Consider the following 20,825-nt stretch of genomic DNA (forward strand, 5'->3'; position numbering starts at 1 on the left):
GGCGCAAACTGCGTTTTACATATTGCGCCGGTACTGCCCACCCACCTCAAACAGCGCGCTGGTGATGTGGCCCAGTGAGCAAACGCGCACGGCGTCCATCAGCACGTCAAACACGTTTTGGTTGTCGATCACGGCCTGTTGCAGCTTCTTGAGCATGGCAGGCGCCGTATCGGCATGGCGGGTGTGGAAATCGGCCAGGCGTTTGAGCTGGTTTTGTTTTTCCTCGTCCGTGCTGCGGGCCAGCTCCAGCTTCTCCAGCACCTGGTCGCCATGTGGATTGCGGAAGGTATTGACGCCGATGATGGGCAACTCGCCGGTGTGTTTAAGCATCTCATAGTGCATCGACTCGTCTTGAATCTTGCCGCGCTGGTAGCCGGTTTCCATCGCCCCCAGCACGCCCCCACGCTCGGCAATGCTTTCAAACTCTTTGAGCACAGCCTCTTCCACCAGCTCGGTCAGCTCTTCGATGATGAAGGCGCCTTGTGACGGGTTCTCGTTCTTGGCCAGGCCCCATTCGCGATTGATGATGAGCTGGATGGCCATGGCACGGCGCACGCTGTCTTCAGTGGGCGTGGTGATGGCCTCGTCGAACGCATTGGTGTGCAGGCTGTTGCAGTTGTCGTAGATCGCAATCAGCGCCTGCAGCGTGGTGCGGATGTCGTTGAACTGGATCTCCTGCGCGTGCAGGCTGCGGCCGCTGGTCTGGATGTGGTACTTCAGCTTCTGGCTGCGCTCGTTCGCGCCGTATTTCTCTTTCATGGCCACGGCCCAGATGCGGCGCGCCACGCGGCCCATCACGGTGTACTCCGGGTCCATGCCGTTGCTGAAGAAGAAGGACAGGTTGGGCGCGAAGTCATCGATGTGCATGCCGCGCGCCAGGTAGGCTTCGACAAAGGTGAAGCCGTTGGACAGCGTGAACGCGAGCTGGCTGATCGGGTTGGCCCCGGCCTCGGCAATGTGGTACCCGCTTATGGACACGCTGTAGAAGTTGCGCACGTCGTGGTGCACAAAGTACTCGGCAATGTCGCCCATCACCTTCAATGAAAACTCGGTGCTGAAGATGCAGGTGTTCTGGCCCTGGTCTTCCTTCAGAATGTCGGCCTGCACCGTGCCGCGCACATTGGCCAGCACCCATTCCTTGATCTTGGCAATTTCGGTATCGGTGGGTTCGCGGCCATTGTCGGCCTGAAACTTCTCGATGTTCTGGTCAATGGCCGTGTTCATGAACATGGCGAGTATCGAAGGCGCGGGGCCGTTGATGGTCATGGACACGCTGGTGGACGGGCTACACAAATCAAAGCCGCCGTAGAGCACTTTCATGTCGTCCAGCGTGGCGATGCTCACGCCGCTGTTGCCCACCTTGCCATAGATATCGGGCCGCGGGTCGGGGTCGTTGCCGTAGAGCGTGACCGAGTCAAACGCTGTGGAGAGGCGCTTGGCGGCCATGCCGCTGGAGAGCAGCTTGAAACGCGTGTTGGTGCGAAAGGCATCGCCCTCGCCCGCGAACATACGCGTGGGGTCTTCGCCCTCGCGCTTGAAGGCAAAGGTGCCGGCGGTGTAGGGGTAACTGCCAGGCACGTTGTCCAGCATCAACCACTGCAAGACCTCGCCCTGGTCTTCGTACTGCGGCAGTGCCACCTTGCGGATGGTGGTGCCGCTCAGGCTCTTGGTGGTCAGCGCGGTGCGAATTTCCTTGTCGCGGATTTTCACCACGTACTCGTCACCCGCATAGGCCTTCTGCATCTCGGGCCACTGGGCCAGCAGCTTGCGCTCAGCCGCACCCATGCGCTCTTCGCGCTGGGTGGCCAGATCGTTCACGGCCAATACGGCACGCTCTTTGTCCGGGTTGGCCTCCTGCAACATGCGGCCGGAAGCGCGCAGCTGCTGGATTTCGCGCGCCAATTTGGCCTGCTCGCGCGCCCGCTTTTTGTAGCCGCGCACGGTGTCGCTGATCTCAGCCAGGTAGCGCGTACGCGCGGCGGGCACCACGGGGGTCTGGTTGCTGCTGTGGCGTACTGCCACTTTCGGCAGCATGCCGTCTTTGAGCGGCACGCCCAACGCCTGCAGGCGTGGCAGTAGCGCCTGGTAGAGCGCGGTTACGCCATCGTCGTTGAAGCGCGCGGCCATGGTGCCGAACACCGGCATCTGGTCGGTGGGCGTGGTCCAGGCCTCCTTGTTGCGCTGCACCTGCTTGGACACATCGCGCAGCGCATCGCTAGCGCCCTTGCGGTCGAACTTGTTAATGGCGACAAATTCGGCAAAGTCCAGCATGTCGATTTTTTCCAACTGGCTGGCCGCGCCAAACTCCGGCGTCATCACATACAGCGGCACATCCACATGCGGGACGATGGCCGCATCGCCCTGGCCGATGCCCGAGGTCTCCACCACGATGAGGTCAAACCCTGCCACCTTGCAGGCAGCAATCACATCGGGCAGCGCGGCGCTGATCTCGGAACCAAAGTCCCGCGTCGCCAAGCTGCGCATGAAGACGCGGCTGCCCTGTTGCCATGGGCTGATGGCGTTCATGCGAATCCGGTCGCCCAGTAACGCACCACCACTCTTGCGGCGGCTGGGGTCGATGGAGATGACCGCCACACGCAGGCTGTCGCTCTGATCCAGCCGCAGGCGACGGATCAGCTCGTCGGTCAGGCTGGACTTGCCGGCGCCACCGGTGCCGGTGATGCCCACAACCGCTATTTTTTTAGTAGCTGCTTGCGCACGTATTTCCTGGGCTAAGGCCTGATTTACCTTGGAAGCCTCAATGGCTGTGAGCAACTGGGACAAGGCACGCCAGCTGGCCTCGGTATGGCCCTGGATGGCGGAGAGATCGGTAGGGGCCAAGCCCGTGATGTCCTTGTCGCAGCGCATCACCATCTCGCCGATCATGCCGGCCAGGCCCATGCGCTGGCCATCTTCGGGGCTGTAGATGCGGGCCACGCCGTAGGCATGCAGCTCGCGGATTTCGGCCGGCACGATAACGCCGCCGCCGCCGCCAAACACCTGGATATGCGCGCCGCCCCGCGCCTTGAGCAGGTCCACCATGTACTTGAAGTACTCCACATGGCCGCCCTGGTAGGAGCTGATGGCAATGCCCTGCACGTCTTCCTGCAAAGCGGCCGTGACCACCTCGTCCACGCTGCGGTTGTGGCCCAGGTGGATGACCTCGGCGCCCATGCCCTGCAGGATGCGGCGCATGATGTTGATAGCCGCATCGTGCCCGTCAAACAGACTGGCCGCGGTGACAAAGCGCACCTTGTGCGTGGGGCGGTAGTTGGCCAGGGCCTTGAAGTCAGCGGACAGGTCGGTCATGGGGGGCGCTCGCAGAAAAGGGGCTGAAACGGCGAATTGACGTTTACGTAAACGTCAACTGTAAACCAGTTCCCCCAACCCAGGCTTACGCATTTACCCGGTCCAAATGCGCGTGACTTCGACCTGAATTTGGTCTAAGTTCGATCTTGTCTGGCTGAAGCACCCCCCATACGATCCCGCCACGCCCCCGAGCCAGACGCTGGGCGGAAAAAAAATACAGGAGACAGACTTTGGCACCCTGGGACGATTTGTCTTTGGACGAGACCGCATTGCTGCAGGCCATCTTTTGGTCCGAGGGCAGTTCGCGCTTCGCCCTGTCCGACCGCTTGGAATTTTCCAAGAGCAAGACCAACAACCTGATTGCGGGCCTGCTGGACGTGGGCCTGCTGGAAGAGAGCGGCCTGCGCGGCTCCACCGGCGGGCGCCGCCCCGAGACCATCAAGCTCAGCCCGGACCTGGGCGTGCTGGTGGGCGTGGACCTGGGCGCCACCAGCCTGGACGTGGCCGTACTGCGCCCGGACCTGACCGTGCTGGCCCGCCACACCGAAACCACCGACGTACGCACCGGCCCCGGCGTGGTGCTGGCCCGGCTGCGCGTGCTGATGCGCCAGCTGCTCACCCAATGCGGCGTTACACCCAAACAAGTGATTGCCATCGGCATGGGCGTGCCCGGCCCGGTGGACTTTGAAAGCGCCCAGCTGGTCAACCCACCGCTGATGCCCGAGTGGGACAGCTTCTCCATCCGCGACTACCTGCGTGAGGAATACAGCGCCCCGGTGTTTGTGGACAACGACGTGAACCTCATGGCACTGGGTGAGCTGTGGCGCCTGCAGGGCGGGTTGCAAAACTTCCTGGTCATCAAGGTGGGCACCGGCATTGGCTGCGGCATCGTCTGCCATGGTGAGGTCTACCGCGGCGCCAATGGCTCGGCCGGCGATGTGGGCCACATCTGTGTGGACGTGGACGGCCCGCGCTGCCACTGCGGCAAGCTGGGCTGTGTGGAAGTGATGGCAGCGGCCCCCGCCATCGTGCGCTCGGCCACGGAGGCCGCCACCTCGGGTGAAAGCCCCTTGCTCGCGGCCTCGCTGGAAGCGCACGGCGTGATCACCCCCGAACTGGTGGGCCAGGCCAGCCGCAATGGCGATGCCGCGGCCAACCGCATCATCCAGGAATCGGGCAACCGCATCGGGCAAATGCTGGCCTCGGTGGTGAACTTCTTCAACCCCTCGCATGTGTTCATTGGCGGCGGGCTCACGCGCACGGGGCCGCAGCTGCTGGCCTCGGTGCGGCAAAGCGTGTACCAGCGCTCGCTGGCACTGTCCACACGGCACCTGGAAATCCAGTACACGCCCTTGGCCGAACGGGCTGGCGTCGTAGGCGCCGGGGTGCTGGCCATGCAAGAAACCTTGAAACACCGAAAGGCCGGCGCATGAGCTTGCAGATCGAATTCCGCGGGACCACCAAGTCCTTTGGCCCTGTGCAGGTGCTGCATGGGGTGGACTTCGCCTTGCCCACGGGCCAGGTGCTGGGCCTCTTGGGCGAGAACGGCGCGGGCAAGTCCACGCTGATGAAGATCCTGGCCGGGTTCGAGGCTGCCACGGGCGGCAGCCTGCTGGTCAACGGTGCGGTGCAGAGCTTCACCAGCTCCCGCGATGCCGAGGCCCAGGGCATCGTGCTCATCCACCAGGAGTTCAGCCTGGCCGAAGACCTGACGATTGCGCAGAACCTGTTCCTGGGCCACGAGAAAAAACGTGGCTGGGGCGGCCTGCTGCTGGACGAAGACACCATGCGCACCGAGGCGCAGGCGGCCATCGCCCAGGTGGGCCTGACCGCCGACGTGAACACGCGGGTGAAAGACCTGATCGTGGCGGAAAAACAGCTCGTGGAAATTGCACGTGCGCTGCTGCGCAAAGCACGCCTGCTGATCATGGACGAGCCTACGGCTACGCTGACGCCCACGGAGACCGAACGCCTGTTTGGTCTGATGCGCCAGCTGAAAAGCGAAGGCGTGACCCTGGTCTATATCTCGCACAAGCTGGACGAGGTGGAGCGCATGACCGACCAGGTGGTGGTGATGCGCGACGGCCGCTGTGTGGCCCAGCAGCCCACGGTCAGCCTGAGCCGCCAGCAAATGGCCAACCTGATGGTGGGCCGCGAACTGGCCGACCTGTACCCGCCCAAAGCCACACCGCCTGCGGCCACCACACCCGCGCTGCGTGTGCAGGGCATGTGCGTGCCGGGCTGGGCGCAGGACGTGAGCTTTGAAGTGCGCCCCGGCGAGATCCTGGGCTTTGCGGGCCTGGTGGGCGCGGGCCGCACCGAGCTGTTCGAAGGCATCATGGGCCTGCGCGCCAGCACCGCCGGCACGGTGGAGCTGCAAGGCCGCGTGCAGACCATCCGCAACCCGCGCGACGCCGTGCGCCTGGGCCTGACCTACCTGAGCGAAGACCGCAAGGGCAAGGGCCTGCATGTGAACTTTGGCCTGCGCGAAAACCTGACCCTGATGGCGCTGGAGCGCTACGCCACACCCTGGCTGCAACCCGCACTGGAAGACCAGGCACTGGCCGGCGCGGTGGACGAATTTGGCATCCGCACCGGCAGCCTGCACATCAAGGCGTCCAGCCTGTCGGGCGGCAACCAGCAAAAGGTGGCGCTGGCCAAGGTGCTGCACCCTGGCCCCAAGGTGGTGGTGCTGGACGAACCCACGCGCGGCGTGGACGTGGGCGCCAAGCGCGACATCTATTTACTCATTCAGAAGCTGGCCAGCCAGGGCCTGGCCGTCGTCATTGTTTCCAGCGAACTCATGGAGCTGATTGGCCTGTGCCACCGCGTGGCGGTGATGCGTGCGGGCCGGCTGCAAACCGTTCTGGAATCCCAACAACTCACCGAAGAGGAGCTCATCGCCCATGCAACCGGAACTCACTAAGACTAAGACAGCCACCACGGGCCAAGCTGGCCAGTGGCTTGCCAAACTGCAGGGCATGGGCCCGGTGATCGGCCTGGTGCTGCTGTGCGTGGTGGGCACGCTGCTCAACAGCAACTTCGCTACGGTGGACAACATCACCAACGTGCTCACGCGCACGGCCTTCATCGGCATCATTGCCGTGGGCATGTGCTTTGTCATCGTGTCCGGCGGCATTGACCTGTCGGTGGGCTCCATGGCCGCGCTGATTGCGGGCAGTGTGATTCTGGCGATGAACACCCTGTCGCCGCTGCTGGGCTCGCCAGTGTGGACCGTGGTGCTGGGCATGGTACTGGCCCTGGCGCTGGGCGCGGCCTTTGGCCTGGCGCACGGCCTGTTGATTACCAAGGGGCGCATCGAGCCCTTTATCGTGACGCTGGGCACGCTGGGCATCTTTCGCGCCTACCTGACCTACTTCTCCAACGGCGGCGCCATCACACTGGACAACGACCTGACCGACATCTACAGCCCGGTGTACTACGGCAGTCTGGCGGGCATTCCCATCCCCGTGTGGGTGTTTCTGGCCGTGGCGCTGCTGGGCAGCGTGATCCTGAACCGCACCACTTTTGGCCGTTATGTGCAGGCCATTGGCTCCAACGAACAGGTGGCGCGTTACGCCGCCGTGGACGTGGACCGGGTGAAGGTGCTGACCTATGTGCTGCTGGGCGTGTGCGTGGGTGTGGCCACGCTGCTCTATGTGCCGCGCCTGGGCTCTGCCTCGCCCACCACCGGCCTGCTGTGGGAGCTGGAAGCAATTGCCGCCGTCATCGTGGGGGGCACTGCTCTCAAGGGGGGCGCGGGGACCATCACCGGCACGGTGGTGGGCGCGGTCCTGCTCTCCGTCATCAGCAACATCCTCAACCTCACCAGCATCATCAGCGTGTACCTCAACGCGGCGGTGCAGGGCTTCGTGATCATCGCCGTCGCTTTCATGCAGCGGTCGAAGAGATGAAGCCGCCACGCCCCGAACCCTTTCCCCCAACCACAGCAAACGCTGTTTTTCTCAACCTGCAAACGGAGACAACTGAAATGAAAAAAATCACCCGCAGACTCGCACTGACCGCTGTGGCCCTGGCTACGCTGGGCAGCGCTCCCAGCTTCGCCGCCGAAAAAGTGGTGCTGGGTGTGTCCATCCCGGCCGCCACGCACAGCTTCATGGCGGGCGTGGTGTTCTGGGCCAACCAAGCCAAAGCCGAGCTCGAAAAAGCCAACCCTGGCCTGCAGGTCATCGTCAAAACTGCCAGCGGCTCGCCCGAACAGGCCAACCAGCTGCAGGACTTGCTGACCGTGAACAAGATCAACGCCCTGGTGGTGCTGCCTTTTGAATCGGCTGCTTTGACCAAGCCCGTCGCCCAGCTCAAGGGCAAGGGCGTGTACGTGACCGTGGTGGACCGCGGCCTGACCGACACCAGCGCACAAGATGCCTATGTGGCCCCCAACAACACCACCTTTGGTGAAGTGCCCGCTGCCTACATCGGCAAGGCACTGGGCGGCAAGGGCAATGTGGTGGTGCTGCGCGGCATTGCCTCCAACGTGGACAACGAACGCAACGACGCCTTCAACGGCGGCCTGAAAGCCTTCCCCGGCATCAAGGTGCTGGACGCCAAATACGGCAACTGGAACCGCGACGATGCCTTCAAGGTCATGCAGGACTACCTGACCCGCTTCCCGCAGATCGACGCCGTCTGGGCGGCGGACGACGACATGTCGGTCGGCGTGCTCAAGGCCATCGACCAGGCCAAGCGCACCGACATCAAGCTGGTGTTCGGTGGTGCCGGTGCCAAGGGTTCCATCAAGACCCTGATGGACGGCAGCGATGCGCGCATCCAGGCCAACGTGTCCTACTCGCCCAAGTTCATCTACGACGCGGTGAAGATGACCGCCGAAGCCCGCCTGAAAGGCGCCAAGCTGCCTGCGACCACCATCATTCCGTCGGTGCTGATCACCAAGGACACCGCCAAGAACTTCTACTTCCCAGACTCTCCGTTCTAAGCATTCCGGTGTTTTATTGATGAAATAGGCCTGTAGCCCACGCAAATACTGCGCAAATAGCTATTAAAAACATAGCGACTTGCTACAGGCCTTCTCTTTCTTTTTTGGAGCCTCTCCATGGCAAGACCTGTCACCTTGTTCACCGGCCAATGGGCCGACCTGCCGCTGGCCGAGCTGGCCCCGCTGGCCAAACGCATGGGCTACGACGGCCTGGAGCTCGCCTGCTGGGGCGACCATTTCAATGTGCAGGAGGCGTTGGCCTCCTCCACCTATGTGCAAGACAAGCACGCCCTGCTGGCCAGCCATGGCCTGCGGTGCCTGGCCATTGGCAACCACCTGGTGGGCCAGGCCGTGTGCGACCGCATTGACGAGCGTCACCAGTCCATCCTGCCCGCCCATGTGTGGGGCGATGGCGACCCCGAAGGCGTGCGTTTGCGCGCCGCCGCCGAGCTGCAGGACACGGCCCGTGCCGCCAAGAAGTTTGGCGTGAAGACCGTAACCGGCTTCACCGGCTCCTCCATCTGGCATTCCATCTACGCTTTCCCGCCTACCACCCAGGCGTATTGGGACAAGGGTTTTGCCGATTTCGGCACGCGCTTCACACCCATCCTCGATGTGTTCGAGTCGGTAGACGTGAACTTTGCGCTGGAGGTGCACCCCACCGAGATCGCGTTTGACATCGCCACCAGCGAACGCGCGCTGGCCGCGGTCAACCAGCACCCCCGCTTCGGCTTCAACTTCGACCCCAGCCACCTGGCCTACCAAGGCGTGGACTACATCCGTTTCATCCGCACCTATGGCCCGCGCATCTTCAACGCCCACATGAAAGACGCCTGGTGGGGCAAGGGCGACGGCACCGTGGGCACCTTTGGCGGCCACACCAGCTTTGGCGACGCCCGCCGCACCTGGGACTTCCGCAGCGTGGGCCGCGGCATGATCGACTTCGAATCCATCATCGTCGCCCTCAACGACGTGGGCTACCAGGGCCCGCTGAGCGTGGAGTGGGAAGACAGCCGCATGGACCGCGAACACGGTGCCACCGAAAGCGCGGCCTTCTGCAAGCGCCTGGATTTCAAACCGGCCGCCGGCGCGTTTGACGCCGTGTTCGCCAAAGACCAACAAGCCCCATGACATTTGCCTCCAACGCTTCCCATCCGCCACGCCGCCTGCGCTATGCCATGGTGGGCGGCGGCCGCGACGCCTTCATCGGTGGCGTGCACCGCAAGGCTGCCGCGCTGGACGGCCAGATCGAGCTGGTGGCCGGCGCCCTCTCCAGCAGCCCCGACAAGGCACGCGCCTCGGGCCGCGACCTGTTTCTGGCCGATGACCGCAACCACGGTAGTTGGCAGGAGCTGCTGGCCGACGAGCTGCGCCGTGGCCCCGAAGACCGCATCGACTTTGTTTCCATCGTCACGCCCAATCATGTGCACTACCCCGTGGCCCAGGCCTTTGTGGAAGCCGGCTTCCACGTGGTGTGCGACAAGCCCCTGGTGCACACAGGCGCGCAGGCGCGCGACCTGGTGGCCGCCGTCAAGAAGCAGGGAACCGTGTTTGGCGTGACCTACAACTACACCGGCTACCCGCTGGTGCGCCAGATGCGCCACATGGTGCAGAGCGGCGCCATCGGCACCGTGCGCAAGGTGGTGGTGGAGTACCACCAGGGTTGGCTGGCCACGGCCGTGGAAGACAGTGGCAGCAAACAGGCCGCCTGGCGCGTGGACCCGGCGCTGAGTGGCGCGGCCGGTGCCATGGGCGACATTGGCTCGCATGCCGAAAACCTGCTGAGCACCGTGACCGGGCTGGAGATTGAATCCCTGTGCGCGGATCTGAGCGCCATGGGCGCGGGCCGCACGCTGGACGACGACGGCAATATGCTGCTGCGCCTGCAGGGCGGTGCGCGCGGTGTACTCATCGCCTCACAGATCTGCACCGGCAGCGAGAACGACCTGCGCCTGCGCGTGAGCGGCACCACCGGCAGCCTGGTCTGGTGCCAGGAGAACCCCAACCAGCTGCAACACGCTCCGCTGGACGGCCCGCCACGCACCCTAACCCGCGCTTCCGCCGGGCTGTGTGAAGCTGCCGCGCGCGCCTCGCGCCTGCCCTCGGGCCACCCGGAAGGGTTTATCGAGGCCTTTGCCAACGTTTACCTGGGCGTGGTGGCGGACATCCGCGCGCGCCTGCAGGGCGTAGCAGTGGATCCGCTGGCCGCGGACTACCCGCGCGTGGAGGACGGCGCGCGTGGCGTGCACTTCATCGAGAAAGTGCTGGAATCGTCGCGCAGCACGCAGAAGTGGACCCCCTTGGGGAACGCCTCCAAGGCTTGACCTGCGGCAAGGCCCGGGGCCGGGCAAATCCAGTACAGTGGCAAGGCGTGCTTACGCTTTGTTACCTGTCCACGGACCAGCCCCGCCATGCAACCCATCCAGCTCTTCGACCCGGCGTCCAGCACCTACACCTACATCCTGTTTGACGAGACCAGCCGCGACGCACTGATCGTGGACCCGGTGGACGAGCAGCTGGAGCGTGACCTGGCCACGCTGCGCCAATATGGTCTGAAATTGCAATGGGCCGTGGAGACCCACGCCCATGCCGACCACATCACCAGCGCGGCCCTGCTGGCCGAACACACCGGCGCCAAGACCGCCGCCCCCGCCGGCTGCGGCATTGGCACCGCCGCCGTGCAGCTGGCCGACGGCGACACGCTGGCCTTTGGCACTGAGTTCATCCGCGCGCTGCATACCCCCGGCCACACCAGTGGCAGCATGAGCTTTACCTGGCGCGACCATGTGTTCACCGGCGACACCCTGTTGATTGGCGGCTGCGGCCGCACCGATTTCCAGTCCGGCAGCGCCGAAGACCTGTACCGCAGTCTCACCCAGGTACTGTTCGCCCTGCCCAACGCCACCACGGTCTGGCCCGGCCACGACTACCAGGGCCGCACGCGCAGCACCATAGGCACCGAAAAAACCAGCAACACCCGCGTGGCCGGCAAGACGCTGGCCGAGTTTGTGGCCACCATGGACAGCCTGAACCTGCCGCGGCCGCGTCGTATCGACGAAGCCGTGCCTGCCAACCTGAGCTCGGGCGTGCGCCATGACGCAGGCAGTGCGGGCGCCACGGCCGCCCAAGCCGCTGCTGGCTATGCGGGCGATGTGAGCGCCGAGCTGGCCTGCGCCTGGTGGCAGGCGGGCGAGGCCGTGCTGGTGGACGTGCGCAGCGATGCCGAACGCGAGTGGGTGGGTTTTGTGCCCGGTGCTGTGCCTCTGGCCTGGAAGCAATGGCCCGGCATGGCGATGAACCCGCAGTTCGATGCAGACCTGCAAACCGCGGTGCCTGCAGGAAAAAAGGTGGTGTTGCTGTGCCGCAGCGGCGTGCGCTCGGTTGCGGCCGCCAAGCGCGCCACCGAGTTGGGCCTGGAGGCCTACAACATCCTCGAAGGCTTTGAAGGCGACCCCGATGCCAACGCCCAGCGCGGCCACCGCGGCGGCTGGCGCCTGCGCGGCCTCCCTTGGCGACAAGGCTAAAGCCCGCACAATACCGCCCAGAGACAACTCGACAAAAATAACGCCATGACATTTCTTGCGCTGGACATCGGCAACACCCGCCTCAAGTGGGCCCAATACGCCAGCCCGCAACCCGGGGCGGCATTGCTGGCCCAGGGCGCCGAGTTTTTGGAAAACATCGACAAACTCGGCGACGGCGCCTGGCGCGGCCTACAGCCCCCCCGCCACGTGCTCGGCTGCGTGGTGGCTGGCGACGCGGTGAAACGCCGCGTGCAGGAGCAGATGGACGCCTGGGATGTAGTGCCACAGTGGGTGGTGTCCAGCGAGGGCGAGGCAGGCCTGCGCAATGGCTACGACCACCCCACCCGCCTGGGCGCCGACCGCTGGGTGGCCATGATTGGCGCCTACCACCGCATGCGCGTGCAGGGCGCGCCGCGCCCCATGGTGGTGGTGATGGTGGGGACCGCGGTGACGGTAGAGGCCATTGATGCCGAAGGCAAGTTTTTGGGTGGGTTGATCTTGCCGGGCCACGGCATCATGCTGCGCGCGCTCGAATCGGGCACCGCCGGCCTGCACGTGCCCACAGGTGAGGTGCGCGAATTTCCCACCAACACCAGCGACGCTCTCACCAGCGGCGGCACCTATGCCATTGCCGGTGCGGTAGAACGCATGGTGCAACATGTGAGCACCCACTGCGGCGCCGAGCCCAAGTGCATCATGACGGGCGGTGCCGGCTGGAAGATGGCCCCCAGCATGACGCGCCCGTTTGAGCTGGTCGACAACCTGATTTTTGACGGCTTGCTGCAGATGGCCCAAGGGCGCTATGCCCCTGCCACGCCCCCTGAGGCTGTACGGACCTAGAGGTCCAGCAGTTGCGAGAAATCGGTGTGGGTGGAGCTGGGGCTGTTGTCGGCAGACAGCACCGCGCTGCCTTCAAACGCATGCTCCATCACGCGCACATCGGGTTCACCGGGCAAAGCACCTGCCAACACGGCACGGTCCACCATACGCATGAGCAAGGCACGCGCGGCCTCTGGAGACTCACCCTGCAAATCCACAGTCGCGACCAGCGTTAAACGAACGGTCGCCACATCAGGGGTGCGCTGCGGCGCGCGTGATGCCGAACCACTGTCTTGCAACACCGACCCATCACGGGCCACAAACAGCACCCGCGAAACCCCGCGCGGCGACAACACGTGGGACTGGCCATCCGCATTGACCACCAACATGGTGCCATTGGCAAAGTCCCGCGCCCAGGCAGTTTTGCCTCCCAGAAAGCCACGGATGCTAAAGCCGTATTCCCGCGGAGACACAAAGTGCCGACCGCTGACGTCCAGCGAGGGATCGTCAATCTCCAGGTCGTCGTGGACAAAGGTGTAGCGGGTTACACCGGCTTGTAGCTGCCTCGGGGTCGCACGGGGCAGACCGGGGGGATGCTCTCGGGGACTGAGTTCACTCCAATTGGTCATAGTTACCTCCCGTTACATTCTCTGGGCATCATACTGAGTTCAGCGCCGGGTTGTGCAGCCACTGCTCGGCCAAGCGCACCCAGTAGGTGGCGCCCAAGGGCAGCAGCGCATCGTTGAAATCGTAGCTCGGGTTGTGCAACATACAAGGCCCGCCGCCATGGCCCATCTCGCGGTGGGCACCGTCGCCATTGGCAATAAAGCTGTAGCAGCCGGGTTTGGCCTGCAGCATGTAGGCAAAGTCTTCCGCCCCCATGGTGGGCTCTTGCGCCAGCACGTTGTCTTCACCCACGATGCTGGCCATCACCTTGCGGGCAAAGTCGGCCTCTTTGGCGCTGTTGATAGTGGGCGGGTAGTTGCGCACAAACTCAAAGTCACATTGGGTGCCAAAGGCCGCACTGGTGTGCTGGGCCAGGTCGCGCATGCGCTGCTCGATCATGTCCAACACCTCAATCGTGAAGGTGCGCACCGTGCCCTGGATCTCGCAGTGGTCGGGGATCACATTCGTGGCCTCGCCCGTGTGGATCATGGTGACCGAGATCACACCCGCATCGATCGGTTTTTTGTTACGGCTAATGATGGTCTGGAACCCCTGCACCATCTGGCAGGCCACCACCACGGGGTCAATGGCGTTGTGCGGCATGGCGGCATGGCCACCTTTGCCGCGGATGACAATCTTGAATTCGTTGCTGGACGCCATCACCGGCCCCGTGCTGGCGGCAAAGGTGCCGGCGCGCATGCCGGGCCAGTTGTGCATGCCAAACACGGCTTCCACTGGGAACTGCTCAAACAGTCCGTCCTTGATCATCTCGCGTGCACCGCCGCCGCCCTCTTCGGCCGGCTGGAACACCAGGTACACCGTGCCATCAAAATTGCGGTGTTGGGCCAAGTACTGGGCCGCGCCCAGCAACATGGCGGTGTGGCCATCGTGGCCACAGGCGTGCATCTTGCCGGGGTGCTGGCTGGTGTGGGCAAAAGTGTTGAACTCCTGCATGGGCAGCGCGTCCATGTCAGCACGCAAGGCCAGTGCGCGGCTGGAGGTGCCAGCTTTCACAATACCCACCACGCCGGTGGTGCCCATACCGCGGTGAATGGGAATACCCCATTCGGTCAGCTTGGCAGCCACCAGGTCGGCCGTGCGCACCTCTTCAAAACACAGCTCGGGGTGGGCATGCAAATCACGGCGCAAGGCGGCAATGTGGGGGGTATTGGCGACAATCGGATCGAGCAGTTTCATGGTCGGAACTCCAGCAGGGACAAGGATTGTGCACCGCCTGCGCGCAGCCGGTGGGCAGAGTCGCTAAAGTAGCGCCATGCACCCCGAAAATCCGTCTTCCACCACCGAGCACAAAGTCCTCGGCGCCTGCCCCCACGACTGTCCCGACACCTGCTCCATGGTGGTCACCGTGCGCGAGGGTATTGCCATCAAGGTCCAGGGCAACCCGGCCCACCCCGCCACCAACGGCGCGTTGTGCACCAAGGTGTCGCGCTACACCGAACGTAGCTACCACCCCGAGCGCTTGCTGCAGCCCCTCAAACGTACCGGCCCCAAAGGCAGCGGTCAGTTTGCGCCCGTGGGCTGGGACGAGGCGCTGGCCGACATTGCCCAGCGCCTGCAAGCCATTGCCGCGCGCGACCCAGAAGCCATCCTGCCCTACAGCTACGCCGGCACCATGGGCCGCGTGCAGGGCGAGGGTATGGCAGCGCGCTTTTTCAACAAGCTGGGCGCCTCGCGCCTGGACCGCACCATCTGCGCCTCGGCCGGGGCCGAGGCCCTGACCCAAACCCTGGGCCACAAGGTGGGCATGCGCGTCGAGTTTTTTGCCGAGGCGCAGCTGATCCTGATCTGGGGCAGCAACTCGATTGCCAGCAATGTGCACTTCTGGCGCTACGTACAAACCGCCAAACGCAACGGCGCCAAGATCATCTGCATCGACCCGCGCCGCTCCGAGACGGCCGAGAAATGCCACCAACACATCGCCCTGCTGCCCGGCACCGACGCTGCCTTGGCGCTGGGCCTGATGCACCAGCTCATCACCCACGATTGGCTGGACCATGACTACATCGCCCGCCACACGCTGGGCTGGGACGCCCTGCGCGCCCGCGCACTGGAATGGCCACCCGAGCGCACCGCCGCGGTGTGCGGCATCACGGTGGACGAAGTGCAAGGCTTGGCGCGCGACTACGGCCAGACTGCACGCGCGGGCCAGCCCGTAGCCATTCGCATGAATTACGGGCTGCAGCGCGTGCGCGGCGGTGGCAACGCCGTGCGTGCCATTGCCTGCCTGCCCGCCCTGATTGGCGCCTGGCGCCACCGTGCGGGCGGCGTGCTGCTGTCCAGCTCGGGCCATGCCCCGGTGCAGCAGGTCGCGCTGGAGCGACCCGAGCTGCTGGCCGGGCGCAACCCGCGCACCATCAACATGAGCACGATTGGCGACGACCTGCTGCGCCCTGCCAGTGCAAGCTTTGGCCCGGCCGTGGAGGCCGTCATCGTCTACAACAGCAACCCCGTGGCCGTGGCACCGGAATCGACCAAAGTAGTACAGGGTTTTGCGCGCGAAGACCTGTTCACCGTAGTACTAGAGCACTTCCAGACCGACACGGCGGACTACGCCGACTATGTGCTGCCCGCCACCACGCAGCTGGAGCACTGGGACGTGCACAGCAGCTACGGCCACACCGACGTGTTGCTGAACCGCCCCTCCATCGCCCCGCTGGGCCAGGCGCGCACCAACACCCAGTTTTTCCGCGACCTGGCACGCCACATGGGTTACACCGAAACCGTGTTTGAAGAGAGCGACGAGAGCCTGTGCCGTACCGCCTTTGGCGACAAGGTGGACTTTGCGGCGATGCTGGCGCAGGGCTTTGCACCGCTGCCCGTGCCCGAGGCACCGTTTGCCGAGGGCGGCTTCCCCACCCCCAGCGGCAAGTGCGAGTTCTTCAGCGCACGCCTAGCCGCCCGCGGCGAGGACGGCCTGCCCAACCATGTGCCCAACTACGAACCCGCCGGAGCCGACCCACGTTACCCGCTGGCCATGATCTCGCCGCCCGCGCGCAACTTCCTCAACTCCACCTTTGTGAACGTGAAAAGCCTGCGCGACATCGAAGGCGAACCGCTGCTGGAAATTCACGCCAACGATGCGGCTGCGCGCCAGATTGCCGATGGCGATGTAGTGCGCGTCTTTAACGGCCGCGGCACTCACGAGTGTGTGGCGCGCGTGTCGGAACGTGCGCGGCCTGCGGTGGTCAACGGACTGGGTATCTGGTGGCGCAAGCTGGGGCGCGACGGGACCAATGTGAACGAGCTGACCAGCCAACGCCTGACCGACATGGGGCGGGCGCCTACGTTTTATGACTGTGCGGTGGAGGTGGTGCGACTCTCAGCTGCGCCGTCTGGGTTGTGAATTAACGGGGCTTCGTTCTAAGTTTTTTTGTTCGCCTGCACCGCTTTTTTTGGACACCCACTCCCCCAGCCCCTCGCCCCGTCGGCGAGGGGAGCTTTTTGAACAGCCGATTTGAGGGTCTTACTCCGGTCAAGGCCTTACAGGGAACGGTTGCTAGCGGGTGGGTGGGCCACGGCCAGTGCGAGCGGTTGTAGTGACCGCAAAAGTGCAGGTGCGGAGCGACTGGCGGGCGCAGCCGCCAGCGTTGGCAAACACATCCCTACGAGGTACCTACAACCGTTCGCGCAGGCCGTGGCCCGAGCTAACAGCGGCGACCTAACGCCAGTAGCCTGGTCTCCGGCGCACAAAAACCAAATATGGCTGTTAAAAACTCCCCTCGCCGACGGGGCGAGGGGCTGGGGGAGTGGGTGTCCAAAAAAAGCGGTCTAACCCAGCAAAAAAACCAACTAAGTGTTCTTCCGCGCAAAGTTCAGCAACCGCGTGGCAATCAGCGTTTCGGCCATGAAACACAGCAGAGCCAGCAGAAAACACCCCACACCGCCCAGAAACGTGATGATGGATATACGCAGGCCGGGGAAGTCGATGGTCTCGCCCAGGAACAGCACCATGATGGTCACTCCGATCAGGATGCCGCACAGCGTAAGCAAGGCGATACAGCTGTTGGCCAACAGGCCCCGCGTGCGCAGTTCGGCCAGTTCGGCGTAGTTGGCATCCGTTTCCTCGGGGTGGGTCTGGTGCTTGATGTGCTGCTCCACCGTGCGTGCGCGGTCAATGATGCGGGCCAGCCGGCCGGCCACTGCGGCAATCATGCCGGACACCGCCGTGAGCAAAAACACCGGGGCTACCGAGAGCTGAATGCCATGCGAAACCGTGTCGGGGTCCAGGGGAAAAGCCATGCGCGTACCTCAATAAAAAACGCCATGCGGGCAGACGGCCGCATGGCGTTGCATTGTAGGACTGCGCTTAGCTCTGTTGCGCCAGTTGCTGCTCCAGTTGGTGCAACACGCGGTAGCAGTCCAGTACGCGGCCCACGCTGGAGTTGGGTTCGCGGCCTTCTTTGATAGCGGCAAAGAATTCGCGGTCTTGCAGCTCGATGCCGTTCATGCTCACCGCCACCTGGCTCACGTCGATCTTTTCTTCCTTGCCGGTGAACAGGTCGTCGTAGCGCGCCAGGTAGGTGGCCGTGTCGCCGATGTAGCGGAAGTAGGTGCCCAGGGGGCCGTCGTTGTTAAAGCTCAAGGACAAGGTGCAGATGGCACCGTTGGCCGCGCGCAGCTGGATGCTCATGTCCATGGCAATGCCCAGCACCGGGTGGATGGGGCCCTGGATGGCGTTGGCCTGCACGATGGGGCTGTTGGCCTGGTAGGCGAACAGGTCCACGGTGTGGGCGGCGTGGTGCCACAGCAGGTGGTCGGTCCAGCTGCGGGCCTGGCCCAGCGCGTTGGTGTTGGTGCGACGGAAGAAATAGGTTTGCACATCCATCTGCTGGATGTTGAACTTGCCAGCGGTGATCTGTTCATTCACATACTGGTGGCTGGGGTTGAAGCGGCGCGTGTGGCCGCACATGGCAACCAAGCCAGTACGCTTTTGCTCCGCCACCACGGCGTCTGCACCGGCCCAGCTGTCGGCCAAGGGGATTTCCACCTGCACGTGTTTGCCAGCCTTCAGGCAGGCCAGGGTCTGCTCGGCATGCATCTGCGTAGGCGTGCAGAGAATCACCGCATCCAACTCAGGCAGGGCTAGGCTGTCAGCCAGTTCGGTGGTGACGTGGCCAATGCCGTATTTGGTGGCGACTTCCTTGGTTTTCTCCAGGTCGCGGCTGATCAGCGACACCACTTCCACGCCATCGATGTTCTTGATACCGTCCAAGTGCTTGATACCGAAGGCACCGGCACCGGCCAGCGCGACTTTGATGGTTTTACTCATATCAGTTGTTCTCCAAAATCAGATGGCCCACGGCCGTGTTGCTGGCGGGCACATGGTAAAAACGGTGCTTGACACTTACAGAATGTGCGCGAGCAGCTATTAAATCTGTAGCATCGTAGGGCACGTCGGACATCGCGCCACGGGCGATCAACCACATCACCAGCTCAATGCCCTCGCTGCCGGCTTCACGCACGTAGTCGATGTGCGGCGTGGCGGCACAGGCGGCGGGGTCGGCAATCATCTGGTCCAGCCAGGCGTTGTCCCACTCGCGGTTGATGAGGCCGGCACGCGCGCCCTGCAACTGGTGGCTCATGCCGCCCGTGCCCCAGATGTGCACGTTGAGGTCTTCATCGTAACTTTCCACGGCTTTGCGAATCGCTTTTCCGAGGTTGAAACAACGCTGGCCGCTGGGCACGGGGTACTGCACCACGTTCACCGCAAACGGAATCACCGGGCAGGGCCAGCTGTCCTTGACCGGATCTTTCTCGCCGCACATCAGCGATAGCGGCACGGTCAGGCCATGGTCCACATCCATCTTGTTCACGATGGTGAGGTCAAAGTCCTGCTGGATGACCGAGTGCGCAATGTGTGCGGCCAGGTCGGGGTGGCCTTGCACTTTGGGCACAGGGCGAGGACCAAAGCCCTCGTCCGCGGGGATGTACTCCGCAGCAGTGCCAATGGCAAAGGTGGGAATCATGTCCAGGCTGAAGGCCGTGGCGTGGTCGTTGAAGACCAGAATGATCACGTCGGGCTTGTTGTCCTTCATCCATTGTTTGGAGAAGTCATAACCCGCGAACAGCGGCTTCCAATAGTTTTCCTGGGTCTTGCCAAGGTCCATGGCGGCACCAATGGCCGGTACGTGGGAGGTGAATACAGAGGCGGTAATTTTGGCCATGGTTTCAGTCTTTCTTGCCAGCTTGGCCTTGGGGTTGGCGGTGGGCTTGGGCATCGCCGTCTTCACCGATTTTGCGATTACCTTCGGCTGAGCGACCGCCGCCAATCATCATGGCGCGGTATTCCTCTTCGGTCATGCCGGTCATGCTGCCCGCCATCTGCTGGAAGCTGCGGCCATGTGTGGCACCAATCTTGGCCAGGAAGTAGATGTTGCCGCCCAGCTGCATGGCGCGGTTCAGGTCCATGTCGATCACGGCCTGGCGCTGGTCTTCGCTCATGGGCCATTCATTCAAGTAGGCGCGTTGGTCGGCCTTGAAGCGCACACGGTTCTCGGCCTTCATCAGGCTCATGCAGAACTGGTTGAGCCAGTAGCCCTTGCGGCTTTGCTCGGCATCAAAAATGATGGTGCCAGGAATGTCCTGGTAGGGTTTGTCGAGTGCCATATCAGTCTTTCAAAGTTTCAGGCCAATAGAGGCGATTCGGGTTGTCCACCAGCAGCTTGTGCTGCAGTTCGGCAGTGGGTGCAATGTGCGGGATGAAGTCCACCAGCAGACCGTCGTCGGGCATGTGGTCCTTGAGGTTGGGGTGCGGCCAGTCGGTGCCCCACAACACGCGGTCAGGGAACTGCTCGACGATGCGCTTGGCAAAGGGGATCACATCGCGGTAGGCGTTTTGCTCACCGTTCAAAGCCTTGGGGCCGCTCACGCTCAAGCGCTCGGGGCAGCTCACCTTGCTCCACACATTCTGGTGCTCGCGCATGAATTTTTCAAACAGCGCGAACTGCGGGCCGTCTACGGGCAAGGACACGTCGGGCCGACCCATATGGTCCACCACCACCGTGGTGGGCAGTGCGGTGAAGAAGTCCCACAACTCGGGCAAGTCCACCGCCTCAAAGTAGATGACCACGTGCCAGCGCCACTTCGCAATGCGGCCCGCAATCTCCATCAGCTCATCCTTGGGCGTGAAGTCCACCAGGCGCTTGACGAAGTTGAAGCGCACACCGCGCACACCGGCGTCGTGCATGGCCTGCAACTCTTCGTCGGTGACGCCGCGCTTGACGGTGGCCACGCCACGCGCCTTGCCATTGCTGTGCAGCAATGCATCGACCATGGCGCGGTTGTCGGCACCGTGGCAGGTGGCCTGCACGATCACGTTTTTCTCAAACCCCAGGTGGTCGCGCAGGGCGAACAGCTGGTGCTTGGAGGCGTCGCAGGGCGTGTACTTGCGTTCGGGTGCGAAGGGGAACTCGGCACCGGGGCCAAACACATGGCAATGCGCGTCCACTGCGCCCGCAGGCACCTGGAAGCGGGGTGTGGCGGGGCCGGTGTACCAATCCATCCAGCCGGGGGTTTTTTCAAAGTTCATGGTG

The 20,825-nt window shown here is 63.7% G+C and carries 17 protein-coding genes and 1 pseudogene; 10 read left to right on the top strand and 8 right to left on the bottom strand.

Features of this window, described 5'->3' with window-relative positions; genetic code table 11:
* Window positions 1-15: 15 nt before the first annotated feature.
* Window positions 16-3,309, bottom strand: coding sequence for a fused isobutyryl-CoA mutase/GTPase IcmF (gene icmF, locus AC097A_RS12150; protein ID WP_479621053.1), 3,294 nt, complete (start codon window positions 3,307-3,309; stop codon window positions 16-18).
* Window positions 3,310-3,539: 230 nt separating this feature from the next.
* Between icmF and AC097A_RS12155 the strand changes: the two genes are divergently transcribed.
* The 9 genes and pseudogenes from AC097A_RS12155 to AC097A_RS12195 all read left to right on the top strand — a co-directional run bounded on the left by AC097A_RS12155 (window position 3,540) and on the right by AC097A_RS12195 (window position 12,627).
* The gene (locus AC097A_RS12155) at window positions 3,540-4,742 is read left to right on the top strand and encodes an ROK family protein (protein WP_479621054.1); all 1,203 of its coding nucleotides are present in this window, start codon (window positions 3,540-3,542) and stop codon (window positions 4,740-4,742) included.
* Entirely contained in the window at window positions 4,739-6,235 is a 1,497-nt protein-coding gene (locus tag AC097A_RS12160; RefSeq protein WP_479621055.1) for a sugar ABC transporter ATP-binding protein, read from the top strand. The genes AC097A_RS12155 and AC097A_RS12160 overlap by 4 nt, the downstream gene beginning before the upstream one ends.
* Window positions 6,216-7,223 (top strand): ABC transporter permease, encoded by a 1,008-nt coding sequence (locus tag AC097A_RS12165; RefSeq protein ID WP_479621056.1) that lies wholly within the window; start codon window positions 6,216-6,218, stop codon window positions 7,221-7,223. Before AC097A_RS12160 ends, AC097A_RS12165 begins: the two co-directional genes overlap by 20 nt.
* A gap of 77 nt (window positions 7,224-7,300) precedes the next feature.
* The gene (locus AC097A_RS12170) at window positions 7,301-8,263 is read left to right on the top strand and encodes a substrate-binding domain-containing protein (RefSeq protein WP_479621057.1); all 963 of its coding nucleotides are present in this window, start codon (window positions 7,301-7,303) and stop codon (window positions 8,261-8,263) included.
* A gap of 117 nt (window positions 8,264-8,380) precedes the next feature.
* A complete protein-coding gene (locus AC097A_RS12175) occupies window positions 8,381-9,394 on the top strand; it encodes a sugar phosphate isomerase/epimerase family protein (protein WP_479621058.1) in 1,014 nt (337 codons plus the stop codon).
* Window positions 9,391-10,587: a Gfo/Idh/MocA family protein gene (locus tag AC097A_RS12180; RefSeq protein WP_479621059.1), complete on the top strand. Its 1,197-nt coding sequence runs from the start codon at window positions 9,391-9,393 to the stop codon at window positions 10,585-10,587. Before AC097A_RS12175 ends, AC097A_RS12180 begins: the two co-directional genes overlap by 4 nt.
* 87 nt (window positions 10,588-10,674) lie before the next feature.
* Window positions 10,675-11,175: pseudogene (locus AC097A_RS12185) on the top strand (MBL fold metallo-hydrolase); the annotation flags it as partial.
* A 174-nt stretch (window positions 11,176-11,349) separates the two neighbouring features.
* Entirely contained in the window at window positions 11,350-11,787 is a 438-nt protein-coding gene (locus AC097A_RS12190; protein WP_479621281.1) for a rhodanese-like domain-containing protein, read from the top strand.
* A gap of 45 nt (window positions 11,788-11,832) precedes the next feature.
* A complete protein-coding gene (locus AC097A_RS12195) occupies window positions 11,833-12,627 on the top strand; it encodes a type III pantothenate kinase (protein WP_479621060.1) in 795 nt (264 codons plus the stop codon).
* Here the strand turns inward: AC097A_RS12195 and AC097A_RS12200 are convergent.
* Both AC097A_RS12200 and AC097A_RS12205 read right to left on the bottom strand, forming a co-directional pair.
* On the bottom strand, window positions 12,624-13,235 hold the full coding sequence (locus AC097A_RS12200) for a hypothetical protein (protein WP_479621061.1): 612 nt from the start codon (window positions 13,233-13,235) through the stop codon (window positions 12,624-12,626). The genes AC097A_RS12195 and AC097A_RS12200 overlap by 4 nt on opposite strands.
* Before the next feature lie 28 nt (window positions 13,236-13,263).
* Window positions 13,264-14,469, bottom strand: coding sequence for a M20 aminoacylase family protein (locus AC097A_RS12205; RefSeq protein ID WP_479621062.1), 1,206 nt, complete (start codon window positions 14,467-14,469; stop codon window positions 13,264-13,266).
* A gap of 76 nt (window positions 14,470-14,545) precedes the next feature.
* Here AC097A_RS12205 and AC097A_RS12210 point away from each other — a divergent pair, with 76 nt between their 5' ends.
* Window positions 14,546-16,636 (top strand): molybdopterin-containing oxidoreductase family protein, encoded by a 2,091-nt coding sequence (locus tag AC097A_RS12210; protein WP_479621063.1) that lies wholly within the window; start codon window positions 14,546-14,548, stop codon window positions 16,634-16,636.
* A gap of 446 nt (window positions 16,637-17,082) precedes the next feature.
* Here AC097A_RS12210 and AC097A_RS12215 read toward each other — a convergent pair whose 3' ends face one another.
* From AC097A_RS12215 to AC097A_RS12235, 5 genes are all read right to left on the bottom strand, one after another.
* On the bottom strand, window positions 17,083-17,532 hold the full coding sequence (locus AC097A_RS12215) for a DUF2721 domain-containing protein (protein WP_105259320.1): 450 nt from the start codon (window positions 17,530-17,532) through the stop codon (window positions 17,083-17,085).
* 67 nt (window positions 17,533-17,599) lie between these two features.
* The gene (locus tag AC097A_RS12220) at window positions 17,600-18,562 is read right to left on the bottom strand and encodes a Gfo/Idh/MocA family oxidoreductase (protein ID WP_479621064.1); all 963 of its coding nucleotides are present in this window, start codon (window positions 18,560-18,562) and stop codon (window positions 17,600-17,602) included.
* A 1-nt stretch (window position 18,563) separates the two neighbouring features.
* Window positions 18,564-19,457: a class III extradiol dioxygenase subunit beta gene (locus AC097A_RS12225; protein WP_479621282.1), complete on the bottom strand. Its 894-nt coding sequence runs from the start codon at window positions 19,455-19,457 to the stop codon at window positions 18,564-18,566.
* 4 nt (window positions 19,458-19,461) lie between these two features.
* Window positions 19,462-19,899: a protocatechuate 4,5-dioxygenase subunit alpha gene (gene ligA / locus AC097A_RS12230; RefSeq protein WP_105259322.1), complete on the bottom strand. Its 438-nt coding sequence runs from the start codon at window positions 19,897-19,899 to the stop codon at window positions 19,462-19,464.
* A gap of 1 nt (window position 19,900) precedes the next feature.
* Window positions 19,901-20,821, bottom strand: a complete 921-nt coding sequence (locus tag AC097A_RS12235; protein WP_479621065.1) for an amidohydrolase family protein — start codon at window positions 20,819-20,821, stop codon at window positions 19,901-19,903.
* Window positions 20,822-20,825 lie beyond the last annotated feature (4 nt).

The organism is Rhodoferax sp. XS2R6 (assembly GCF_056521365.1).

What these genes read in the sequence shown, in the direction of transcription:
- AC097A_RS12210 (WP_479621063.1), top strand. Translation starts at nt 14,546, where the DNA reads ATGCACCCCGAAAATCCGTCTTCCACCACCGAGCACAAAGTCCTCGGC.
- AC097A_RS12235 (WP_479621065.1), bottom strand. Translation starts at nt 20,821, where the DNA reads ATGAACTTTGAAAAAACCCCCGGCTGGATGGATTGGTACACCGGCCCC.
- AC097A_RS12200 (WP_479621061.1), bottom strand. Translation starts at nt 13,235, where the DNA reads ATGACCAATTGGAGTGAACTCAGTCCCCGAGAGCATCCCCCCGGTCTG.
- AC097A_RS12225 (WP_479621282.1), bottom strand. Translation starts at nt 19,457, where the DNA reads ATGGCCAAAATTACCGCCTCTGTATTCACCTCCCACGTACCGGCCATT.
- AC097A_RS12160 (WP_479621055.1), top strand. Translation starts at nt 4,739, where the DNA reads ATGAGCTTGCAGATCGAATTCCGCGGGACCACCAAGTCCTTTGGCCCT.
- AC097A_RS12180 (WP_479621059.1), top strand. Translation starts at nt 9,391, where the DNA reads ATGACATTTGCCTCCAACGCTTCCCATCCGCCACGCCGCCTGCGCTAT.
- AC097A_RS12220 (WP_479621064.1), bottom strand. Translation starts at nt 18,562, where the DNA reads ATGAGTAAAACCATCAAAGTCGCGCTGGCCGGTGCCGGTGCCTTCGGT.
- ligA (WP_105259322.1), bottom strand. Translation starts at nt 19,899, where the DNA reads ATGGCACTCGACAAACCCTACCAGGACATTCCTGGCACCATCATTTTT.
- AC097A_RS12170 (WP_479621057.1), top strand. Translation starts at nt 7,301, where the DNA reads ATGAAAAAAATCACCCGCAGACTCGCACTGACCGCTGTGGCCCTGGCT.
- AC097A_RS12165 (WP_479621056.1), top strand. Translation starts at nt 6,216, where the DNA reads ATGCAACCGGAACTCACTAAGACTAAGACAGCCACCACGGGCCAAGCT.
- AC097A_RS12175 (WP_479621058.1), top strand. Translation starts at nt 8,381, where the DNA reads ATGGCAAGACCTGTCACCTTGTTCACCGGCCAATGGGCCGACCTGCCG.
- AC097A_RS12215 (WP_105259320.1), bottom strand. Translation starts at nt 17,532, where the DNA reads ATGGCTTTTCCCCTGGACCCCGACACGGTTTCGCATGGCATTCAGCTC.
- AC097A_RS12195 (WP_479621060.1), top strand. Translation starts at nt 11,833, where the DNA reads ATGACATTTCTTGCGCTGGACATCGGCAACACCCGCCTCAAGTGGGCC.
- AC097A_RS12205 (WP_479621062.1), bottom strand. Translation starts at nt 14,469, where the DNA reads ATGAAACTGCTCGATCCGATTGTCGCCAATACCCCCCACATTGCCGCC.
- icmF (WP_479621053.1), bottom strand. Translation starts at nt 3,309, where the DNA reads ATGACCGACCTGTCCGCTGACTTCAAGGCCCTGGCCAACTACCGCCCC.